The organism is Streptomyces sp. NPDC091209 (assembly GCF_044757755.1).
Lineage (GTDB): Bacteria > Actinomycetota > Actinomycetes > Streptomycetales > Streptomycetaceae > Streptomyces.
The window spans coordinates 394,977-412,370 of record NZ_JBIVVR010000006.1 but is presented as its reverse complement, the minus strand read 5'-3'; the positions used below and the strand labels follow the sequence as shown (position 1 = coordinate 412,370).

Here is a 17,394-nt window from a genome sequence, read left to right as displayed (position 1 = left end):
GGACCGCCCACCAGGGCGTACCCGAGCGGGACGGGCTAGCCTGAAGCCCACCCGAGCGGACAGACCGGCACATAACGCTTCGAAGCGAAGGAGGCGCGGGCATGGCCGCAGCCGCCCCCCGGATCTTCGTCTCGCACCTGGCCGGCGTCGCTGTCTTCGACCCGAACGGCGACCAGGTGGGCCGGGTGCGGGACCTCGTCGCCATGCTGCGCGTAGGAAGGCGGCCGCCCCGCATGCTCGGCCTCGTCGTCGAACTGTCCACGCGCCGCCGGATCTTCCTGCCCATGACCCGGGTGACGGGCATCGAGTCCGGCCAGGTCATCACGACCGGCGTCCTGAACGTGCGCCGCTTCGAGCAGCGGCCCACCGAACGGCTCGTCTTCGGCGAACTGCTCGACCGGCTCGTGACCCTCGTCGAGACGAACGAGGAGGTGACGGTCCTGGACGTGGCGATCCAGCAGCTTCCGGCCCGCAGGGAGTGGGAGATCGGCCGGGTCTTCGTCCGCAAGGGGCGCAGCGGCGCCTTCCGGCGCGCCAAGGGCGAGACGATGACGGTCGACTGGTCCTCCGTCACCGGGTTCTCCCTGGAGGAGCACGGGCAGGGCGCGGAGAGCCTGCTCGCCACCTTCGAGCAGCTCCGCCCGGCCGACCTCGCGAACGTGCTGCACCATCTGTCACCGAAGCGGCGCGGCGAGGTGGCCGCCGCGCTCGACGACGACCGCCTCGCCGATGTCCTCGAGGAACTGCCCGAGGACGACCAGATCGAGATCCTCGGCAAGCTCAAGGAGGAGCGCGCGGCCGACGTCCTGGAGGCGATGGACCCCGACGACGCGGCCGACCTGCTCGCCGAACTGCCCACCGAGGACGTGGAGCGGCTGCTGACGCTGATGCGGCCCGGCGAGGCGGCGGACGTCCGGCGGCTGATGGCCTACGCGGAACGGACGGCGGGCGGCCTCATGACCACCGAGCCCATCGTGCTGCGGCCCGACGCGACCGTCGCCGAAGCGCTCGCCCGGGTCCGCGATCCCGACCTCTCCCCCGCGCTCGCCGCCCAGGTGTACGTGTGCCGCCCGCCGGACGAGACGCCGACGGGCAAGTACCTGGGGGCGGTGCACTTCCAGCGGCTGCTGCGCGATCCGCCGTTCACCCTGGTCGGTTCGCTCGTCGACGACGACCTCCAGCCGCTGGCCCCGGAGGACGAGCTCCCCGTGGTCGCCGGGTTCTTCGCGACGTACGACATGGTGGCGGCCCCCGTCGTCGACGAGAGCGGCTCGCTGCTCGGCGCGGTGACCGTGGACGACGTACTGGACCACATGCTGCCCGAGGACTGGCGGGAGACGGAGTTCCACCTCGACGAGGGCGTGCACGAGAGCATGCACGACGAAAGCCACGACAGCCACGGCAGCCGCCACGGCGACGACGGCGGTGAGGCCGGCCGCGCGGGTGTCCCCGAGGACGGCCACGGCCACGAGGACGTCCGCCGGGGGCCGGACGGCCCGCTCGGCGGAGAGGGACGCCATGGCGCCTGAGCGTGAGGCCCGTGAGCGGGCCGCCACGGGGGCGACGGCGGCCCCCCGGCCGCGCACCCGGCTCGACCAGCCGAAGCCGCCGCGGCGCAGACTGCTGCCCGAGTGGGACCCGGAGGCCTTCGGACGGTTCTCGGAACGCATCGCCCGCTTCCTCGGCACCGGGCGGTTCCTCGTCTGGATGACGATCGTCATCATCATGTGGGTGGTCTGGAACGCCTTCGCGCCGCACGGCCTGCGTTTCGACAACTACCCGTTCATCTTCCTGACCCTGATGCTGTCGCTCCAGGCCTCCTACGCGGCCCCGCTGATCCTGCTCGCGCAGAACCGGCAGGACGACCGCGACCGGGTCAACCTCGAACAGGACCGCAAGCAGAACGAGCGCTCCATCGCCGACACCGAGTACCTCACCCGCGAGATCGCCGCGCTGCGGATGGGCCTGGGCGAGGTCGCCACCCGCGACTGGATCCGCAACGAGCTCCAGGACCTGGTCAAGGAGCTGGAGGACCGGTATCCCGACGGTCACGGGGACGGCCGGGCCGTATTCCCGGCGGAACGGTCGCAGGCACGTGACGTAGACGACCGGTGACGGGGCTTTCCCGGGCCCATGGGGAGCGCCGTACCATCGTGCCTATGGCTACGGAAGACGCGGTGCGTGAAGCACTGGCGACGGTGAACGACCCCGAGATCAACCGACCCATCACCGAACTGGGGATGGTCAAATCGGTCCAGATCGGTGCGGATGGCGTGGTCGCGGTCGCCGTGTACCTGACGGTCTCCGGCTGCCCGATGCGCGACACGATCACCCAGCGGGTGACGGAGGCGGTCTCGCGGGTCGAGGGTGTCACCGGTGTCGACGTCGAGCTCGACGTGATGAGCGACGAACAGCGCCGCGAACTGGCGACCGCGCTCAAGGGCGGTACGGCCGAGCGCGAGGTCCCCTTCGCCAAGCCCGGCTCGCTCACCCGCGTGTACGCGGTGGCCTCCGGCAAGGGCGGCGTCGGCAAGTCCTCGGTCACCGTGAACCTGGCGGCCGCGATGGCCGCCGACGGACTCAAGGTCGGTGTCGTGGACGCCGACATCTACGGCCACTCGGTGCCGCGCATGCTCGGCGCGGAGGGCCGGCCGACCCAGGTCGAGAACATGATCATGCCGCCGTCCGCGCACGGCGTGAAGGTCATCTCCATCGGCATGTTCACCCCGGGCAACGCGCCGGTGGTCTGGCGCGGCCCGATGCTGCACCGCGCCCTCCAGCAGTTCCTGGCGGACGTGTACTGGGGCGACCTGGACGTCCTGCTCCTCGACCTCCCGCCGGGTACGGGCGACATCGCGATCTCCGTCGCCCAGCTCGTCCCGAACGCCGAGATCCTGGTCGTCACGACCCCGCAGCAGGCGGCGGCCGAGGTGGCCGAGCGGGCCGGCTCCATCGCCGTGCAGACCCACCAGAAGATCGTGGGCGTCGTCGAGAACATGGCGGGGCTGCCCTGCCCGCACTGCGACGAGATGGTCGACGTGTTCGGCACCGGTGGCGGACAGTCGGTCGCCGACGGCCTGACCCGCACCACGGGCGCGACCGTCCCGGTCCTCGGCTCCATCCCGATCGACGTCCGCCTGCGCGAGGGCGGCGACGAGGGCAAGCCGGTCGTCCTGACCGACCCCGACTCCCCGGCCGGCGCGGCCCTGCGTGCCATCGCGGGCAAGCTGGGCGGCCGTCAGCGCGGCCTGTCGGGCATGTCACTGGGAATCACCCCGCGCAACAAGTTCTGAGGCTTCCCACCGCTTCCTGAGCGAAGCCGGCGAAGCTCCAGCGCCGTCCGTACGAAGGAGGGGGCGCCGTCCGCACGGACGGCGCCCCCTTCCTCGTAGCGGCTGCCAGGACCTTGCCCCGGCCGTCGGGCCCTGTAGCCGCTGCCAGGGTCTCTCCTAGGCGTAGGCCGCGATGTCCTTGATCATCGCGAAGCCCAGCCCGTACGCGCTCATTCCCCGGCCGTACGCGCCCACGTGGACACCTTCCCGGGTGGAACCCGCGAGCACCCAGCCGAACTCGGACTCGCGGTAGTGGAAGGTCGTGGGGACGCCGTCCACGGGGAGGGACAGGGTGGACCAGTCCGGACCGTCCAGGTCGTCGGCGAGCACCCACGCGGTCTCGGTCTGCTGGTCCAGCCAGTCGTCGCGCAGGGTGTGGTCCATCTGGCCGGGCCAGGTGAAGGACAGCAGCCCCACACCGGCCAGCCACGCCGCCGAGGACACCGAGGTGGCCTCCAGCAGTCCCGTGCCGTCCGCGCTGCGCCGTACTGGGCTGGCGGCGACCGTGACCACCACCGCGAACCGCTCCTTGTCCTCGCCGGGTTCGGGACGCACCGAGGGTTCGTCACCGTGCCCGATCGAACCGTGCTCGACGGCGCCGTCCGCCGAGGTGCCCACCTGCATCAGCCAGTGCGGCCCCGTGAAGGCCTCGTCGAGGCCGTACCAGGGGAAGTGCGCCAGCAGGTAGCCGTCGACCGTACGCCGGACGGAGGGGACCTGTTGTCCGCCCTCCGCGGCCGGCGCCTGTGCGCCTACCCGACTTGTCGTCTCCATCTGCCGGACGCCTCCTCGCTCTCGTCGGACCGGGTGGCCCGCCCCCCTCGGGCGTCCTTGTCGGTCCGCACAACAACTGGGCAGCATAGCCACACCGCTGCGAGCAGCGGCGAAAGCGCCCGGCGCGTAAGGCGCGTGGACGGCGTGTTCGGACCGCGCGGGGCAGGTCCGCGGCCCGCGGACGAACACGCTTTCAGGCCGACCCGCCGGGCCGGGCGGCAGGGCCGTCGGGCCCGGGAGGGCTGTGGATGCCCGGTCGCGCGGGCTTTTGGGCGGCGGGCCGCCGCGGTACTCCGTACGGCTCAGGTGGCGTCGGCGTCGTAGGGCGGGCGCTCGTCGTCGTCGAGCTTCTCGCGCTTCTTCGTCATGTCGACGGAACCGCCGGCCGTGCCGTTGGAGGAGGGCCCGGAGGAATCGGAGGAGTCGGACTCTCGGCCGTGCACCACGTCCGTGACCTCGGCCATCTCCTTCTTCAGGTCGAAGCCGTTACGGATCTCCTTGAGCCCCAGCTCGTCATTGTCCAGCTGCTTGCGTATGAACGTCTTGGGGTTGAGGTCCTCGAACTCGAAGTCCTTGAACTCCGGGCCGAGTTCATCGCGGATGTCCGCCTTGGCGCTCTCCGAGAACTCACGGATCTTGCGGATCGTGCGCGTGACGTCCTGAATCATCTTCGGGAGCTTGTCGGGACCGAAGACGAGCACGGCCAGGACGACCAGCGTCACCAGCTCAAGCGGTCCTACGTCATTGAACACCTGATAGCTCCTTGCGATGTCCTCGGTCCTCGGCCCTCGGGCATGTTCCGTGGTCCGGGCCGGGTCCAACGGTACCCGGCGTTCCTGTCCGTCCGGAACTGTCCCGGGGCTTCCGACTTCATGTACACCGCTGGTTTTCCATGATGTTTGCCGTCCGGAGCTGCGCCATCATGCTCGACTGTGAGGTTCGTGTCACTCACGGGCCGCGGCCCTCGGGCGCTCAGTCACCGTCCGCGGAACCGAGGACCAGGGTGACCGTCTTCCGCGTGCCGCCCCGTCCGACGGTCAGCCGGAGCCGGTCGCCCGGCCGGTGGGCGCGGGTCCTCACGATGAGCTCCTCGCCGGAGTGGACCCGCCCGCCGTCGACCTCGGTGATGACGTCACCCGCCCTGAGGCCCGCCTTCGCGCCGGGACCGCCGGCGGCGACGGAAGGACCGCCCCCGGCGGCCTTGGTGCCGACCCGGGCGCCGTCACCCGCGTAGTTCATGTCGAGCGTGACACCGATCACAGGGTGGGTGGCCCGGCCGGTGTTGATGAGCTCTTCGGCGACCCGCTTGGCCTGGTTGACCGGGATGGCGAAGCCGAGCCCGATGGAACCGGCCTGACCGGTCGCCGGGTCGGAGCCGCTGTCGGCGGAGCGGATGGCGCTGTTGATGCCGATGACACGGGCCCGGGAGTCGAGCAGGGGACCGCCCGAGTTGCCGGGGTTGATCGGCGCGTCCGTCTGGAGAGCGTCCACGTACGAGACGTCGGTGCCGTCGCCCTTCTCGCCGCCCGCCGTGATGGGCCGCTCCTTGGCGCTGATGATCCCGGAGGTGACGGTGTTGGCGAGGTCGAAGGGGGCGCCGATGGCGACGACGGGGTCGCCGACCTGGACGCTGTCCGAGTTGCCCAGCGGTATGGGGGCGAGACCGTGCACGCCCGAGACCTTGACCACGGCGAGGTCGTAGCCGCTGTCGTGTCCGACGACCTCGGCCTTCGCGGTCTCACCGCCGCTGAACGTCACGGATATCGTGCCGCCCGCACCGGCCGGTGCGATCACATGGTTGTTGGTGAGGATGTGTCCCTCGGCGTCGAGCACGAAGCCGGTGCCGGTTCCGTCTTCCTCGCTCCCGCGCACATGCAGCGTGACGACGCTGGGCAGCGCGTGCGCCGCGATCCCGGCGACGCTGTCCGCTGCACGCCCGGGAGCCTCCTTGGCGGCCTGCGGCAGCTCGATGTCCGTCAGCCCCCCGTTCCGCTCCAGATACGCCCCTACGGCGCCGCCCACTCCCCCGGACACGAGCGCCAGCGCGACGGCCCCGAGCACCAGGGCCTTCCTCGCCCTCCTGCGCCGCTCCGCCACGGTGGGCACGGCGCTCCCGTTCTGCTGGAGGGGACCGTCGTGCTGGAGGGGACCGTTCTGCTGGAGAGAGGCGGACACGGCCCAGGGGTCGTAGTTCTGCCAGGGGTCGGGGACAGCGGGCTCGGCCGGTGCAGCATCGGAACCCTGCGCGAACGGGCCCCGCGTCTGCGGGCTCTGTGTCAGCGGACTCTGTGTCAGCGGACTCTGTGTCAGCGGGCCCAGCTCGTGCGGGCCTTGCTCGTGCGTGCCTTGCTCGTGCGGGCCCAACTCCTGCGGGCCCCGCGCCTGTGCGGTTGTCGGGTGCTCGACAGGCGGGGCCGGTGCCCACGGGCCCGGGCCGCCGTGGGGCGGGGTGCCGTGGGGGTCGGGGGCGTGCAGGGGCTCGGGGCGCCGGGGAGCGGGCCGCTCCAGCTCGAAGTCGCCGTCGCCATCGCCATCGCCATCGCCGACACCCTCGCCCCCGGCGTCCGCGCGAACGCCGGCGGGGAAGACGGACCCGGAGCCGGTGGAGACCTCCTCTCCCCTCGGACCGGGGATGCCGGGGGGCCGGTCCGGCTCGTAGTCGCCACCGGTGTCGCCCTCGCGGGCCCCGCCGGGGTGCGCCCGCGCCGTCGGCACGCTCGGACCCGGGCCGCCCTCCGCGCTCTCCGAAGGGCCGCCAGGGTGCGGGGAACCCGGTTCCGTGAGGTGAGCCGGTGCGGTGTCGGCCTCCGTGCCCTCGGCCCGGGGCCGACTCCACCACTTCGCCTTCGTGGGCCTGCCCTCGTTCATGCTCTCCCCACACCTGGCCCGCGGCACGACTCGCCGACGGCACCGCACACTTGTCGACTCCGCGCCCGTCAACCCTCCCGCGGACGCGGCCCACCCCGGATTCAACCAGGTTCACGGGCCGGTGCGCAGAGGGCGGGGTCGGCGAACGCCCCTAAGGGGTGGGGGTCGGGGACGAGGTGGGGGACGGTGTGACGTCGGGGGCGGCGAGCAGTCCCGGAGCCGGGGTCAGCGCGAGCGGCTGGGCGTTGGTGAGGGGACGTATGAGCGGGGACATCGCGGCGGCACCGGCGACCACGGGTGTGGTCAGTGTGTGCACGACGTCCTCGCCGCGGCCCGCCGGAGCGGGGACTCCGGGCAGCAGCGGGGCGGACACCCCGGTGGGCGCCACCGGACCGTTGCCGAGCGCCCGCTCGCCCTGGGCGAACAGCGGTCCGACGGACCGGCGGCGCTGCGACTCGGGAGTCGCGGCGGCCCCCGTGCCCTGGGAACGGGACGGCGTCACATTGCTTCCGGCGCCGGCCCCTCCGCGTGCGTCCGGGGTGTCTCCGGGCACTCCGGTGGACACCCCGCCGAGCGCGACGGCGGCCAGCGACACCGCGCCCGCCGCGGCGAAGGCGAACCGCAGCCCGCGCGAGGCCGACCGCTCGGCCTCGTGACGGCTGACGTCATGGATGCGGAAACCGCGCCCAGGAGCGGGGGGCAGCACATCGGCGTGCGGTCCGGCCGGCACGTACCCGAAGGGTTCGCCGCGCATGCCGAAGACGCCGGGCAGGCCGGGGCCGGTGGAGCCGCCGGGGAGTCTGCCGCCGCCGAAGCCTCCGCCGCCCAGCCGCGAGCTGTCGGAATCGCCTCCGCCGGGAAGGCCCTGGAGACGGGCCAGGAAGCTTTCGGAGGGCGGTGGCGGGGCCATTTCCGCGAAGACGCTCTTCAGTCGGCGCTGGGCGTCGGCCTCGGCCTTGCACTTCGAGCAGGTGGCGAGGTGGGCCAGGACGCGGTCGCGCGACTCATGACCGAGCTCTCCGTCCACCAGGGCGGAAAGTCGGTCCCCGAGGTGCTGCTCGGCAGGGGTGGGACGGGTTCCACTCACGCGGTCGCGCCCCCTCCCCCCAGCACGGGCACACGGGCCGCGAACGAGCGTCGCTCGGCGCGGGCCTCGGGAGACCGGTGTGCCAGGGCCTTGCGCAGCTGGGAGCGGCCGCGGTGGATCCGGGAGCGGACCGTGCCGAGCTTGACGCCCAGGGTCGCGGCGATCTCCTCGTAGGACAGTCCCTCGATGTCGCACAGGACGACGGCGGCGCGGAACTCGGGCGCGAGGGTGTCCAGCGCCTGCTGGACGTCGGCGTCGAAGTGCGCGTCGTTGAAGACCTGCTGCGGGGAGGGCTCACGGCTGGGCAGCCGCTCGGCCGCGTCCTCGCCGAGGGCGTCGAAGCGGATGCGCTGCTTGCGCCGGACCATGTCGAGGAAGAGGTTCGTGGTGATGCGGTGCAGCCAGCCCTCGAAGGTGCCGGGCGTGTAGGTCGACAGCGAGCGGAAAACGCGGACGAAGACTTCCTGGGTGAGGTCCTCGGCGTCGTGCTGGTTGCCCGTGAGGCGGTAGGCCAGACGGTAGACGCGACCGCTGTGCGTGCTGACGATCTCCTCCCAGGTGGGCGGAGTCCACGCCTGCGACTCCGCGTCGGTGGTGAACGTCGCGGTCTGCGCCGGGGCAGCAACGTGGAACTGGTCAGCGTTCTCGGTCACGGATTTCGGCTCACCCGCTGATCTGAGTAGGCGCCGCAGCACCCCTCCCCGATCCACAGGCGCAGCCGCACCTCCCCTGTCGGCTCTGGTGGTGTCCAGTGGAGCCCCTACCATAGCCACCTCGCCCGTTAGCTCCGGATAAGCGGTTTTACGAGAATTTGATACGGGCTCATATGGGCGCGCCGACCGTCGCCCGCCGTCCCGCTCCGTGTACCGATCCATCGACTTCCCCCCGCCAGGTGTCCGCACCCTTCTAAACGCCCGGTCCCATCCGCAGGTTCCCGGCACCAACGGATACAGTCACGCCCAGGCAATCACGGGGACAGGAGAGGGTCATTACCGGCAACCGGCAGACGAGCTGGGCGGCGTTCGCCGACGCCTTTGTCGCCGAGGACGAGGCGCTGCGCTGGGCCCGGGACCGAGCCCACGAGTCCGGCCTGCGCTCGGTGTCGCCCGGCACGGGCGCCGCGCTGCGCCTGCTCGCCGGCACCCTCGACGCGAAAGCGGTCGCCGAGATCGGTACCGGGACCGGCGTCTCCGGAATTCATCTTCTGCACGGCATGCGGCCGGACGGGGTACTGACCACGGTGGATCAGGAGCCGGAGCGCCAGCAGTTCGCCCGCCAGGCCTTCCGCGCCGCGGGGTTCGCGAGCAATCGCGCGCGTTTCATCCCGGGCCGTGCACTGGACGTCCTGCCCCGTCTCGCGGACGCCGGCTACGACCTCGTGTTCTGCGACGGCGACCGTCTGGAGAGCCTCGACTACCTCGCTGAATCGTTGCGCCTGCTGCGTCCGGGCGGGCTCGTGGCGTTCGAGGGCGTCTTCGCGGACGGCCGCACCGTGGACTCGGGACCGCAGCCCGTGGAGGTGAGCCGGCTGCGCGAACTCCTGCGCGCGGTCCGCGAGAGCCAGGAGCTGGTGCCGTCCCTGCTGCCGGTGGGCGACGGCCTGCTGTGCGCGGTCAAGCGCTGACCGAGCCGCCCGGCACGCGTCCCGCCAAACACCTCTGAGACGCCGCTGACACGCCTCTGAGCAGGCCGTATACCTCACCGAGCGCTGCCGACGGAGCGGCGCGGCAGCCCCGTACATCCGGAAAAGACAACTTCCCCGGCACCATGTGCGGTGCCGGGGAAGCCGAAGAGGTGTGGGTCGCGTTCCGCGTCAGCCGACGACCTTCTTGAGGGCGTCGCCGAGCGCGTCGGCCTCGTCAGGGGTCAGCTCGACGACGAGCCGACCGCCGCCTTCGAGCGGAACGCGCATGACGATGCCCCGCCCCTCCTTGGTCACCTCGAGCGGGCCATCGCCCGTCCGCGGCTTCATGGCCGCCATGCTCGTTCCCCTTCCTGAAACCAGCTCATCGTCGCCGACGGCCCCCTCGGAGGGCACGCACGTCCCCTCATAGGACACACGTCACCGGCATCGAACACATTGCTTCCAGGCCATTATCCCGCATCTCAGGACCCGATGACCAACATCAGTCGGCATCGCTTGCGCAACGCGCTTGAGCAAAACCACTCATTTCGGCGATGTGGCTGCGATACTGCGCCGCCGCATGGACTTCCACGAGGCGGAATTCTTTGATGCAGGTCACATGTGGGCCCCGCGCCACCGCCGGTGATCTCCGCCATGCTGTCATCGGACACAGGACGTACCGGCCGGTACGACGAGCCGCGACCCCGGAAGGGACCCACCATGGCCGACACCGTGCTCTACGAGGTGAGCGACGGACTCGCGACGATCACGCTGAACCGCCCCGAGGCGATGAACGCGATGAACACCGAGACCAAGGTCGCCTTCCGGGACGCGGCGCAGGCAGCCGCCGCGGACGACGCCGTACGGGCGATCCTGCTGACCGCCGCCGGTGACCGGGCGTTCTGCGTCGGGCAGGACCTCAAGGAGCACATCGGGCTGCTGGCCGCCGACAAGCAGTCGGGGTCGGGCCGGACCATGAGCACCGTGCGCGAGCACTACAACCCCATCGTGCGGGCGCTGACCGGTGCGGCGAAGCCCGTGGTCGCCGGGGTCAACGGCGTCGCCGCCGGGGCCGGGTTCGGTTTCGCGCTCGCCGCGGACTATCGCGTGGTCGCCGACACGGCCGCCTTCAACACGTCCTTCGCCGGCGTCGCGCTGACCGCCGACTCCGGGGTCTCCTGGACGCTGCCCCGGGTCGTCGGCCCGAGCCGCGCCGCCGATCTGCTGCTCTTTCCGCGCAGCATCACCGCCCAGGAGGCGTACGAGCTGGGTATCGCGAACCGGCTGGTTCCGGTCGGCGAGCTGCACGCGGAGGCGGAGAAGGTGGCGCGGGCGCTGGCCTCCGGGCCGACGCTGGCGTATGCCGCGCTGAAGGAGTCCCTCGCGTTCGGGCTCACCCACTCGCTGGACGAGACCCTGGAGAAGGAGGACGAGCTCCAGGCGCGGGCCGGCGCGTCCGAGGACCACACCATCGCGGTCCAGGCGTTCGTGAACAAGGAGAAGCCGAAGTACCTGGGACGCTGACGGACCGAGCGGACCGGGAACGGACCAGGAGCGTGCGCCGCGGGTCGTCCGTCGCCCGCGGCGCAGTTCCCGGGATTCCCTCCGGCTCCGTACTCCTCGCGGCCCGTAGCGCCGCCTCCCGCGCCCCTGGAGGGGCACCCCGGTCACGCGGCGTCGCGCACCGCGCAGTCCGCCAGGTGGTCGTTCACCAGGCCGCACGCCTGCATCAGGGCGTACGCCGTCGTCGGGCCCACGAAGCGGATGCCGCGCTTCTTGAGGGCCTTGGAGAGGGCGGTCGACCCGTCGGTGACGGCCGGTACGTCGGAGAGCTTCTCCGGGGCCGGACGGGAGGCGGGGTCCGGCGCGAACGACCAGATCAGCTCGTCCAGCTCGCCCGGGGCCCAGCCGGCCAGCACGCGCGCGTTGGAGACGGTCGCCCGGATCTTGGCGCCGTTGCGGATGATCCCCGGATCGGCGAGCAGCCGCTCCTCGTCGGCCTCCGTGAACGTCGCGACCCGGGCGATCTCGAAGTCCGCGAAGGCGGCACGGAAGCCGGACCTGCGGCGCAGGATGGTGATCCAGGACAGCCCCGACTGGAACGCCTCCAGGCACAACCGCTCGTAGAGGGCGTCGTCGCCGTGGACCGCCCGGCCCCACTCCTCGTCGTGGTACGCCACGTAGTCCTCGGTGGACAGCGCCCAGGGGCAGCGCGGTACGCCGTCGGGCCCGGCGAGCGCGTCGCTCACTGCTCGTCCTCCGGGTGCTTGCGCAGCGAAGTGGGGTGGCTCGCCGCGCGGGCACCCGCGAGCGCGGCCTCCAGGTCGGCGATCCGGGCGTCCCGCTCGCCGATCTCGGCGCCCAGCCGGCCGAGTGCGTCGTCGACGTCCGCCATGCGGTAACCGCGCACGGTGACGGCGAAGCGCAGCGCGTCCACGTCCCCCTGGTGCACCGGACGGTCGTACGGCAGCGGATCGCGCAGCCGCTCGGGCTCGGCGTCGGGAAGGGGGGCGCTCTCTCCGCCGCCCACCACGGACAGGGTGACCGCGGCGACCACGACGGCGAGTGCGACGACCAGGAACAAGAACATGAACATCGCTGAGGTCCCCACGCTCTGGTGCCGGCGCGGGTCGCGTCGGCGCGAAAGTACTGGTGCTGGCGAAAGCAGTCTGACGACGGAAGTGTCAGGCTCCGATCGTGCCATGCGAGTCTGGCAGTTAAGGTCGCAGGCGGCTTATCAGTGCGACTTACCGGGAGAGGTCACAGGGGATGCTCAGGCTGGGCAGGCGCGAATTCGACGCGCACGAGCCGGTGATCATGGCGATCGTGAACCGGACCCCGGACTCCTTCTACGACCAAGGAGCCACCTTCCGCGACGAGCCCGCCCTCGCGCGCGTGGAGCGGGCGGTGTCCGAGGGTGCCGCCATCATCGACATCGGCGGGGTCAAGGCCGGCCCTGGCGAGGAGGTCACCGCCGAGGAGGAGGCACGCCGGACGGTCGGCTTCGTCGCCGAGGTCCGCCGCCGCTTCCCCGACGTGATCATCAGCGTCGACACCTGGCGGCACGAGGTCGGCGAGGCGGTCTGCGAGGCGGGTGCCGATCTGCTCAACGACGCCTGGGGCGGCGTCGATCCGCGGCTGGCCGAGGTGGCCGCCCGGTACGGGGTGGGGCTCGTGTGCACGCACGCCGGGGAGTCGGAGCCGCGGACGCGCCCGCACCGGGTCGTGTACGACGACGTGATGGCCGACATCCTGCGGGTCACGCTCGGGCTGGCGGAGCGCGCGGTGGCCCTCGGGGTGCCCCGCGAGTCGGTGCTCATCGATCCCGGGCACGACTTCGGGAAGAACACCCGGCACAGTCTGGAGGCGACGCGGCGGCTCGGGGAGATGGTCTCCACCGGGTGGCCGGTCCTCGTCTCCCTCTCCAACAAGGACTTCGTGGGCGAGACGCTCGACAAGCCGGTCAAGGAGCGGGTCCTCGGAACGCTGGCGACGACCGCCGTCTCGGCGTGGCTGGGTGCGCAGGTGTACCGCGTCCACGAGGTCGCGGAGACCCGTCAGGTGCTGGACATGGTGGCGTCGATCGCCGGGCACCGGCCGCCGACGGTGGCCAGGCGCGGGCTGGCCTAGCGGACGCCCTGCGCGGGCCGCACGGGAGACGGGCCGACTCGTCGGCCCGTCTCCCGTGCCCCACGGCCGGCAGAACCGCCCGCAGGATCGCCCTGGGACCGCCCATGGAACCGCGGGAGAAAGCCTCTAGCGGGGGCCCGCCTCCTTCGACACCAGTGCCACCGCTTCGTCCACCTCGTCGGTCAGGTGGAACAGCATCAGGTCCTTCTCGGACGCCTTGCCCTGGGCGATGAGGGTGTTCTTGAGCCAGTCGACGAGGCCGCCCCAGTACTGCGTGCCGAACAGCACGATGGGGAAGCGGGTGACCTTCTGGGTCTGGACCAGGGTGAGCGCCTCGAAGAGTTCGTCGAGGGTGCCGAGGCCGCCGGGCAGGACCACGAAACCCTGCGCGTACTTGACGAACATCATCTTCCGGACGAAGAAGTACCGGAAGTTCAGGCCGATGTCGACGTACTGGTTCAGCCCCTGCTCGAAGGGGAGCTCGATGCCGAGGCCGACGGAGATGCCCTTCGCCTCGCAGGCACCCTTGTTCGCGGCCTCCATGGCACCCGGTCCACCACCGGTGATCACCGCGAACCCGGCCTCGACCAGACCGCGGCCGAGGGCGACTCCGGCCTCGTACTCGGGCGAGTCCACCGGCGTCCGGGCCGAGCCGAACACACTGATCGCGGGCGGGAGTTCGGCCAGCGTGCCGAAGCCTTCGATGAACTCCGACTGGATGCGCAGGACCCGCCAGGGATCGGTGTGCACCCAGTCCGATGGGCCGCCCGCGTCCAGCAGCCGCTGGTCCGTGGTGCTCGCCTGCACCTGGTCCCGCCTGCGCAGCACCGGACCCAGCCGCTGCTCCTCAGGTGGCCGCTTCTTTCCCCTCGGGTCGCCAGTAGCCATGCCCACTCCCTCCGCGTACGGATCTCCCCCGCTCCGGCCGAGGCCGGGGCGGGGGAAGGTCGTTCCGCCCCAGCGTAGATCTCCGCTGGTTACGGCGGGGGGACGTCGGCATGTCCGCCATGAACCGCCGACAGGTACGTGCGTGCCCTCAGACGGTGAGCCAGTCGCGCAGCCGCCGCTCACCCGCGAGGATCTTGGCCGTTTCCACCCGTTCGTCCCGCTTGTGGGCCAGGTGGGGATCGCCGGGGCCGTAGTTGACCGCCGGGATGCCGAGGGCGCTGAAGCGGGAGACGTCCGTCCAGCCGTACTTGGGCTGCGGGGTGCCGCCCACCGCCTCGATGAACGCGGCGGCGGCCGGGTGGGAGAGACCCGGGAGGGCGGCGCCGCTGTGGTCGTCGATCACGAACTCGGCCACACCGCAGTCGGCGAAGACCTCGCGGACGTGCTCGACCGCCTCCTCCTCGGTGCGGTCGGGCGCGTAGCGGAAATTGACGGTGACGACGCACTCGTCGGGGATCACGTTCCCGGCGACACCGCCCGAGATGCCCACCGCGTTCAGGCCCTCGCGGTACTCCAGGCCGTCGATCACCGGGTGGCGCGGCTCGTACGCGGCCAGCGCGGCCAGGATCGGGGCGGCCGCGTGGATCGCGTTCGAGCCCATCCAGCTGCGGGCGGAGTGGGCCCGCTCGCCCTTGGTCTTCAGCAGCACCCGCAGCGTGCCCTGGCAGCCGCCCTCGACCTGTCCGTCGGAGGGCTCCAGGAGGACCGCGAAGTCGCCCCGCAGCCACTCGGGGTGGGCCTCGGCCACATGCTTCAGGCCGTTCAGATGGGCGGCGACCTCTTCGTTGTCGTAGAAGACGAAGGTGAGGTCCCGGTTGGGTTCGGGGACGGTGGCCGCGACACGGAGCTGGACGGCGACGCCCGACTTCATGTCGCAGGTGCCGCAGCCCCACAGCACGCCGTTCTCGTCGAGGCGGGAGGGCACGTTGTCCGCGATCGGCACGGTGTCGATGTGCCCGGCGAGGATCACCCGCTCCGCCCGGCCCAGCTCGGTGCGGGCCACGACGTTGTTGCCGTACCGGTCGACCCTGAGATGCGGCAGCGCCCGCAGGGCGGCCTCGATCGCGTCCGCGAGCGGCTTCTCGTCCCCGCTCTCCGAGCGGAAGTCGACCAGCCGCGCGGTGAGCTCGGCTGCGTCCAGGGTGAGGTCAAGCGGGGTGTCGGCCATGCCGTCGACCCTAGCGCGCCCGGTCGGGGGCCCCGAAAAAGCAGCCGGATGCGGTCGTATCCCCCGGCCGCGCTCCCGTTGTCCACAGCCCCACAGATGACCGACAGCGGTCTCCAGTACCTTGTACGCGTGTCTGAGCCGTCCCCCACTCCTGTCCGGCGCCGCCGCCTCCTTCGCTTCGGAGGGGCCCTCGTGGTCCTGTTCGCGATCGCGGGCTATCTCGGCGTGCAGTACCTCACGGGCGGCGTGGGCGCACCCCGGTGCAAGGTCGTGTCCGGCAACGGCGACGGCGCGTCGTACGAGTTCACCCCCGAGCAGGCGGCGAACGCGGCGACGATCTCGGCCATCGGCACCTCCCGCGGCATGCCCGAGCGCGCGGTGGCCATCGCCCTCGCGACGGCGATCCAGGAGTCGGGGCTGCGCAACATCCAGCACGGCGACCGGGACTCCCTCGGCCTGTTCCAGCAGCGGCCCTCGCAGGGCTGGGGCACGCGGAAGCAGATCATGGACCCGACGTACGCGGCGGGCGTCTTCTACGAGCACCTGGCCAAGGTGACCGCCTACTCGCGGCTGCCGCTCACCGTCGCCGCGCAGCGGGTGCAGCACAGCGGCTTTCCACAGGCGTACGCGAAGCACGAGCAGGACGCCACACTGCTCGCCGCCGCCCTGACCGGCCGCGCGGCGGCCACGCTGACCTGCCAGGGGCGCCCGGCCGCGACCCCGGCGGGCGGCCCGGCCCCGGTGCGGGCGGCGCTCGCACGGGACTTCGGGCGCGATGTGCTCCAGGAGGCGGGCGCCACCGTGAGCACGGCGGGTTCCTCCGCGTCGCCGAAGCCGGACTCCCCGGCCTCCCCGGCCGCCACGAAGGCCGCCGGCCGGACCGTGACGGTCCCCGTGCGCGAGGACTCCACCGCCGGGACCGGCGTGGTCCGCCGCGGCTGGGAGCTGGCGCACTGGGCCGTGGCCAACTCCTCGGCCCTGCACATCGAGCGGGTGTCGTACGCGGGGCGCGAGTGGACCGCGGGGACCTCGCAGGGCTCGTGGCGCACGGCCGACGAGAAGAGCGGTTCGGGAACCGGGAAGGCCGCGGCCGAGGTCCGGATCCTGACCGGGCAGTAGTACGGGCCCTCACCCGTGGGAAGGACCCGGCCCTCGGCGGGCCGGCGATGTGCGCACGCTTTCGGGCACTCACTCCGGCATCCGGGAAATCCCTTGGGAACAAAGGGCCATGGGGATTCCGCGGGCTCTCAGACCGGGTGCCGTTTGCCCGTTTTTATCCACAGCCGATAATGCGACGCATTGCCAACTCTTTGCGGCGGGCCACCGCAACCTTCGCGGACTTCGAGCGGTAGTCAGTGCGTCCGAGCCCGGAACGATCACCTCGGGCGGTCGGCGTCCGGTGACGCGGTCGGTCGGCAGCCAGCCGGTCGATCGCCGGGCGCGGCAGGACACTTCCCCGTTCCCTTCCGTCTAAGGAGCACCATGTCCCTCTCCCTGACCCGCCGGATCGCCCGTGTCGTGCTGCTCGTCGCGGCCGGAGCGGCGCCCGTGGTCGGCGCGGCCGGCTCCGCCTGCGCGGCGGCCGACCTGCCGGCCACCCCTGCTCTCGGCGGCCTGACCGCCCTGGACGGGGCGAACGTCGGCAACACCGTCGACGGAGCGGCGCAGAACGTCACCGGGACCGCCGGCACGGCCGGCGGGAAGGTCGCCAAGAAGGCCACGCCCGCCGCGCGGAAAGTGGCCGGGGGCGCGGCCGGACAGGCCGGCGGCCTCCTCGGCGACACCGCCAGGACCGCGTCCGGCCGCGGCCTGCCGACGGACGCGGTGACCCACGGCGGCCTGCCGACGGGACAGCTGCCGGTGAAGGGCCTGCCGTTGGGCTAGGACCTGTCCGGCCGATCAGGCCGCAGGAAGGCGACGGCGCCGTGCCAGTGCCAGACCCCGCGTCTGCGACATGATCGGC

General features: G+C 72.0%; 18 protein-coding genes. 8 read left to right on the top strand and 10 right to left on the bottom strand.

The window, feature by feature from the left end:
- Window positions 1-101: 101 nt before the first annotated feature.
- From ACIQRL_RS20100 to ACIQRL_RS20090, 3 genes are read left to right on the top strand one after another with little or no spacing between them, the layout of a single operon-like run.
- The gene (locus ACIQRL_RS20100; RefSeq protein ID WP_401332996.1) at window positions 102-1,529 is read left to right on the top strand and encodes a magnesium transporter MgtE N-terminal domain-containing protein; all 1,428 of its coding nucleotides are present in this window, start codon (window positions 102-104) and stop codon (window positions 1,527-1,529) included.
- Window positions 1,519-2,115 (top strand): DUF1003 domain-containing protein, encoded by a 597-nt coding sequence (locus ACIQRL_RS20095; protein ID WP_401332994.1) that lies wholly within the window; start codon window positions 1,519-1,521, stop codon window positions 2,113-2,115. The genes ACIQRL_RS20100 and ACIQRL_RS20095 overlap by 11 nt, the downstream gene beginning before the upstream one ends.
- Window positions 2,116-2,159: 44 nt before the next feature.
- Window positions 2,160-3,293 (top strand): Mrp/NBP35 family ATP-binding protein, encoded by a 1,134-nt coding sequence (locus ACIQRL_RS20090; RefSeq protein ID WP_401332992.1) that lies wholly within the window; start codon window positions 2,160-2,162, stop codon window positions 3,291-3,293.
- A 156-nt stretch (window positions 3,294-3,449) separates the two neighbouring features.
- On the opposite strand, the gene ACIQRL_RS20085 is transcribed toward ACIQRL_RS20090, so the two are convergent.
- The 5 genes from ACIQRL_RS20085 to sigE all read right to left on the bottom strand — a co-directional run bounded on the left by ACIQRL_RS20085 (window position 3,450) and on the right by sigE (window position 8,756).
- Window positions 3,450-4,106 carry a hypothetical protein gene (locus tag ACIQRL_RS20085; protein ID WP_401332990.1) on the bottom strand — a complete coding sequence of 219 codons (657 nt, stop codon included), beginning with the start codon at window positions 4,104-4,106 and terminating at the stop codon, window positions 3,450-3,452.
- Between the two features lie 302 nt (window positions 4,107-4,408).
- Entirely contained in the window at window positions 4,409-4,858 is a 450-nt protein-coding gene (locus tag ACIQRL_RS20080; RefSeq protein WP_401332989.1) for a sec-independent translocase, read from the bottom strand.
- 220 nt (window positions 4,859-5,078) lie between these two features.
- Window positions 5,079-6,974, bottom strand: a complete 1,896-nt coding sequence (locus ACIQRL_RS20075) for a trypsin-like peptidase domain-containing protein (RefSeq protein WP_401332987.1) — start codon at window positions 6,972-6,974, stop codon at window positions 5,079-5,081.
- A gap of 151 nt (window positions 6,975-7,125) precedes the next feature.
- The gene (locus tag ACIQRL_RS20070) at window positions 7,126-8,061 is read right to left on the bottom strand and encodes an anti-sigma factor family protein (protein ID WP_401332985.1); all 936 of its coding nucleotides are present in this window, start codon (window positions 8,059-8,061) and stop codon (window positions 7,126-7,128) included.
- Complete coding sequence (gene sigE / locus ACIQRL_RS20065) at window positions 8,058-8,756, bottom strand: RNA polymerase sigma factor SigE (RefSeq protein WP_401332983.1); 699 nt, start codon at window positions 8,754-8,756, stop codon at window positions 8,058-8,060. Before sigE ends, ACIQRL_RS20070 begins: the two co-directional genes overlap by 4 nt.
- A gap of 227 nt (window positions 8,757-8,983) precedes the next feature.
- Here sigE and ACIQRL_RS20060 point away from each other — a divergent pair, with 227 nt between their 5' ends.
- Window positions 8,984-9,685: an O-methyltransferase gene (locus ACIQRL_RS20060; RefSeq protein ID WP_401333389.1), complete on the top strand. Its 702-nt coding sequence runs from the start codon at window positions 8,984-8,986 to the stop codon at window positions 9,683-9,685.
- Between the two features lie 189 nt (window positions 9,686-9,874).
- On the opposite strand, the gene ACIQRL_RS20055 is transcribed toward ACIQRL_RS20060, so the two are convergent.
- Window positions 9,875-10,042: a DUF3117 domain-containing protein gene (locus ACIQRL_RS20055; RefSeq protein ID WP_003966491.1), complete on the bottom strand. Its 168-nt coding sequence runs from the start codon at window positions 10,040-10,042 to the stop codon at window positions 9,875-9,877.
- Window positions 10,043-10,405: 363 nt separating this feature from the next.
- Between ACIQRL_RS20055 and ACIQRL_RS20050 the strand changes: the two genes are divergently transcribed.
- The gene (locus ACIQRL_RS20050) at window positions 10,406-11,209 is read left to right on the top strand and encodes an enoyl-CoA hydratase/isomerase family protein (RefSeq protein WP_401332982.1); all 804 of its coding nucleotides are present in this window, start codon (window positions 10,406-10,408) and stop codon (window positions 11,207-11,209) included.
- Between the two features lie 143 nt (window positions 11,210-11,352).
- Here ACIQRL_RS20050 and ACIQRL_RS20045 read toward each other — a convergent pair whose 3' ends face one another.
- Together ACIQRL_RS20045 and ACIQRL_RS20040 are read right to left on the bottom strand one after the other, a co-directional pair.
- The gene (locus ACIQRL_RS20045; protein WP_401332981.1) at window positions 11,353-11,934 is read right to left on the bottom strand and encodes a DNA-3-methyladenine glycosylase I; all 582 of its coding nucleotides are present in this window, start codon (window positions 11,932-11,934) and stop codon (window positions 11,353-11,355) included.
- Entirely contained in the window at window positions 11,931-12,281 is a 351-nt protein-coding gene (locus ACIQRL_RS20040; RefSeq protein WP_401332980.1) for a DivIVA domain-containing protein, read from the bottom strand. Before ACIQRL_RS20040 ends, ACIQRL_RS20045 begins: the two co-directional genes overlap by 4 nt.
- A gap of 173 nt (window positions 12,282-12,454) precedes the next feature.
- Between ACIQRL_RS20040 and folP the strand changes: the two genes are divergently transcribed.
- Window positions 12,455-13,315, top strand: a complete 861-nt coding sequence (folP, locus tag ACIQRL_RS20035; RefSeq protein ID WP_401332979.1) for a dihydropteroate synthase — start codon at window positions 12,455-12,457, stop codon at window positions 13,313-13,315.
- A gap of 126 nt (window positions 13,316-13,441) precedes the next feature.
- Here the strand turns inward: folP and ACIQRL_RS20030 are convergent, their stop codons facing one another.
- A complete protein-coding gene (locus ACIQRL_RS20030; RefSeq protein WP_401332978.1) occupies window positions 13,442-14,203 on the bottom strand; it encodes a TIGR00730 family Rossman fold protein in 762 nt (253 codons plus the stop codon).
- Window positions 14,204-14,351: 148 nt separating this feature from the next.
- A complete protein-coding gene (gene dapE, locus ACIQRL_RS20025) occupies window positions 14,352-15,431 on the bottom strand; it encodes a succinyl-diaminopimelate desuccinylase (RefSeq protein WP_401332976.1) in 1,080 nt (359 codons plus the stop codon).
- Window positions 15,432-15,560: 129 nt separating this feature from the next.
- Between dapE and ACIQRL_RS20020 the strand changes: the two genes are divergently transcribed.
- Together ACIQRL_RS20020 and ACIQRL_RS20015 are read left to right on the top strand one after the other, a co-directional pair.
- The gene (locus ACIQRL_RS20020; RefSeq protein WP_401332974.1) at window positions 15,561-16,550 is read left to right on the top strand and encodes a heavy metal transporter; all 990 of its coding nucleotides are present in this window, start codon (window positions 15,561-15,563) and stop codon (window positions 16,548-16,550) included.
- 363 nt (window positions 16,551-16,913) lie between these two features.
- The gene (locus ACIQRL_RS20015; protein WP_401332972.1) at window positions 16,914-17,315 is read left to right on the top strand and encodes an ATP-binding protein; all 402 of its coding nucleotides are present in this window, start codon (window positions 16,914-16,916) and stop codon (window positions 17,313-17,315) included.
- Window positions 17,316-17,394: the final 79 nt, after the last annotated feature.

What these genes read in the sequence shown, in the direction of transcription:
- ACIQRL_RS20100 (WP_401332996.1), top strand. Translation starts at nt 102, where the DNA reads ATGGCCGCAGCCGCCCCCCGGATCTTCGTCTCGCACCTGGCCGGCGTC.
- ACIQRL_RS20095 (WP_401332994.1), top strand. Translation starts at nt 1,519, where the DNA reads ATGGCGCCTGAGCGTGAGGCCCGTGAGCGGGCCGCCACGGGGGCGACG.
- ACIQRL_RS20090 (WP_401332992.1), top strand. Translation starts at nt 2,160, where the DNA reads ATGGCTACGGAAGACGCGGTGCGTGAAGCACTGGCGACGGTGAACGAC.
- ACIQRL_RS20085 (WP_401332990.1), bottom strand. Translation starts at nt 4,106, where the DNA reads ATGGAGACGACAAGTCGGGTAGGCGCACAGGCGCCGGCCGCGGAGGGC.
- ACIQRL_RS20075 (WP_401332987.1), bottom strand. Translation starts at nt 6,974, where the DNA reads ATGAACGAGGGCAGGCCCACGAAGGCGAAGTGGTGGAGTCGGCCCCGG.
- ACIQRL_RS20055 (WP_003966491.1), bottom strand. Translation starts at nt 10,042, where the DNA reads ATGGCGGCCATGAAGCCGCGGACGGGCGATGGCCCGCTCGAGGTGACC.
- ACIQRL_RS20050 (WP_401332982.1), top strand. Translation starts at nt 10,406, where the DNA reads ATGGCCGACACCGTGCTCTACGAGGTGAGCGACGGACTCGCGACGATC.
- ACIQRL_RS20040 (WP_401332980.1), bottom strand. Translation starts at nt 12,281, where the DNA reads ATGTTCATGTTCTTGTTCCTGGTCGTCGCACTCGCCGTCGTGGTCGCC.
- folP (WP_401332979.1), top strand. Translation starts at nt 12,455, where the DNA reads ATGCTCAGGCTGGGCAGGCGCGAATTCGACGCGCACGAGCCGGTGATC.
- ACIQRL_RS20030 (WP_401332978.1), bottom strand. Translation starts at nt 14,203, where the DNA reads ATGGCTACTGGCGACCCGAGGGGAAAGAAGCGGCCACCTGAGGAGCAG.
- dapE (WP_401332976.1), bottom strand. Translation starts at nt 15,431, where the DNA reads ATGGCCGACACCCCGCTTGACCTCACCCTGGACGCAGCCGAGCTCACC.
- ACIQRL_RS20015 (WP_401332972.1), top strand. Translation starts at nt 16,914, where the DNA reads ATGTCCCTCTCCCTGACCCGCCGGATCGCCCGTGTCGTGCTGCTCGTC.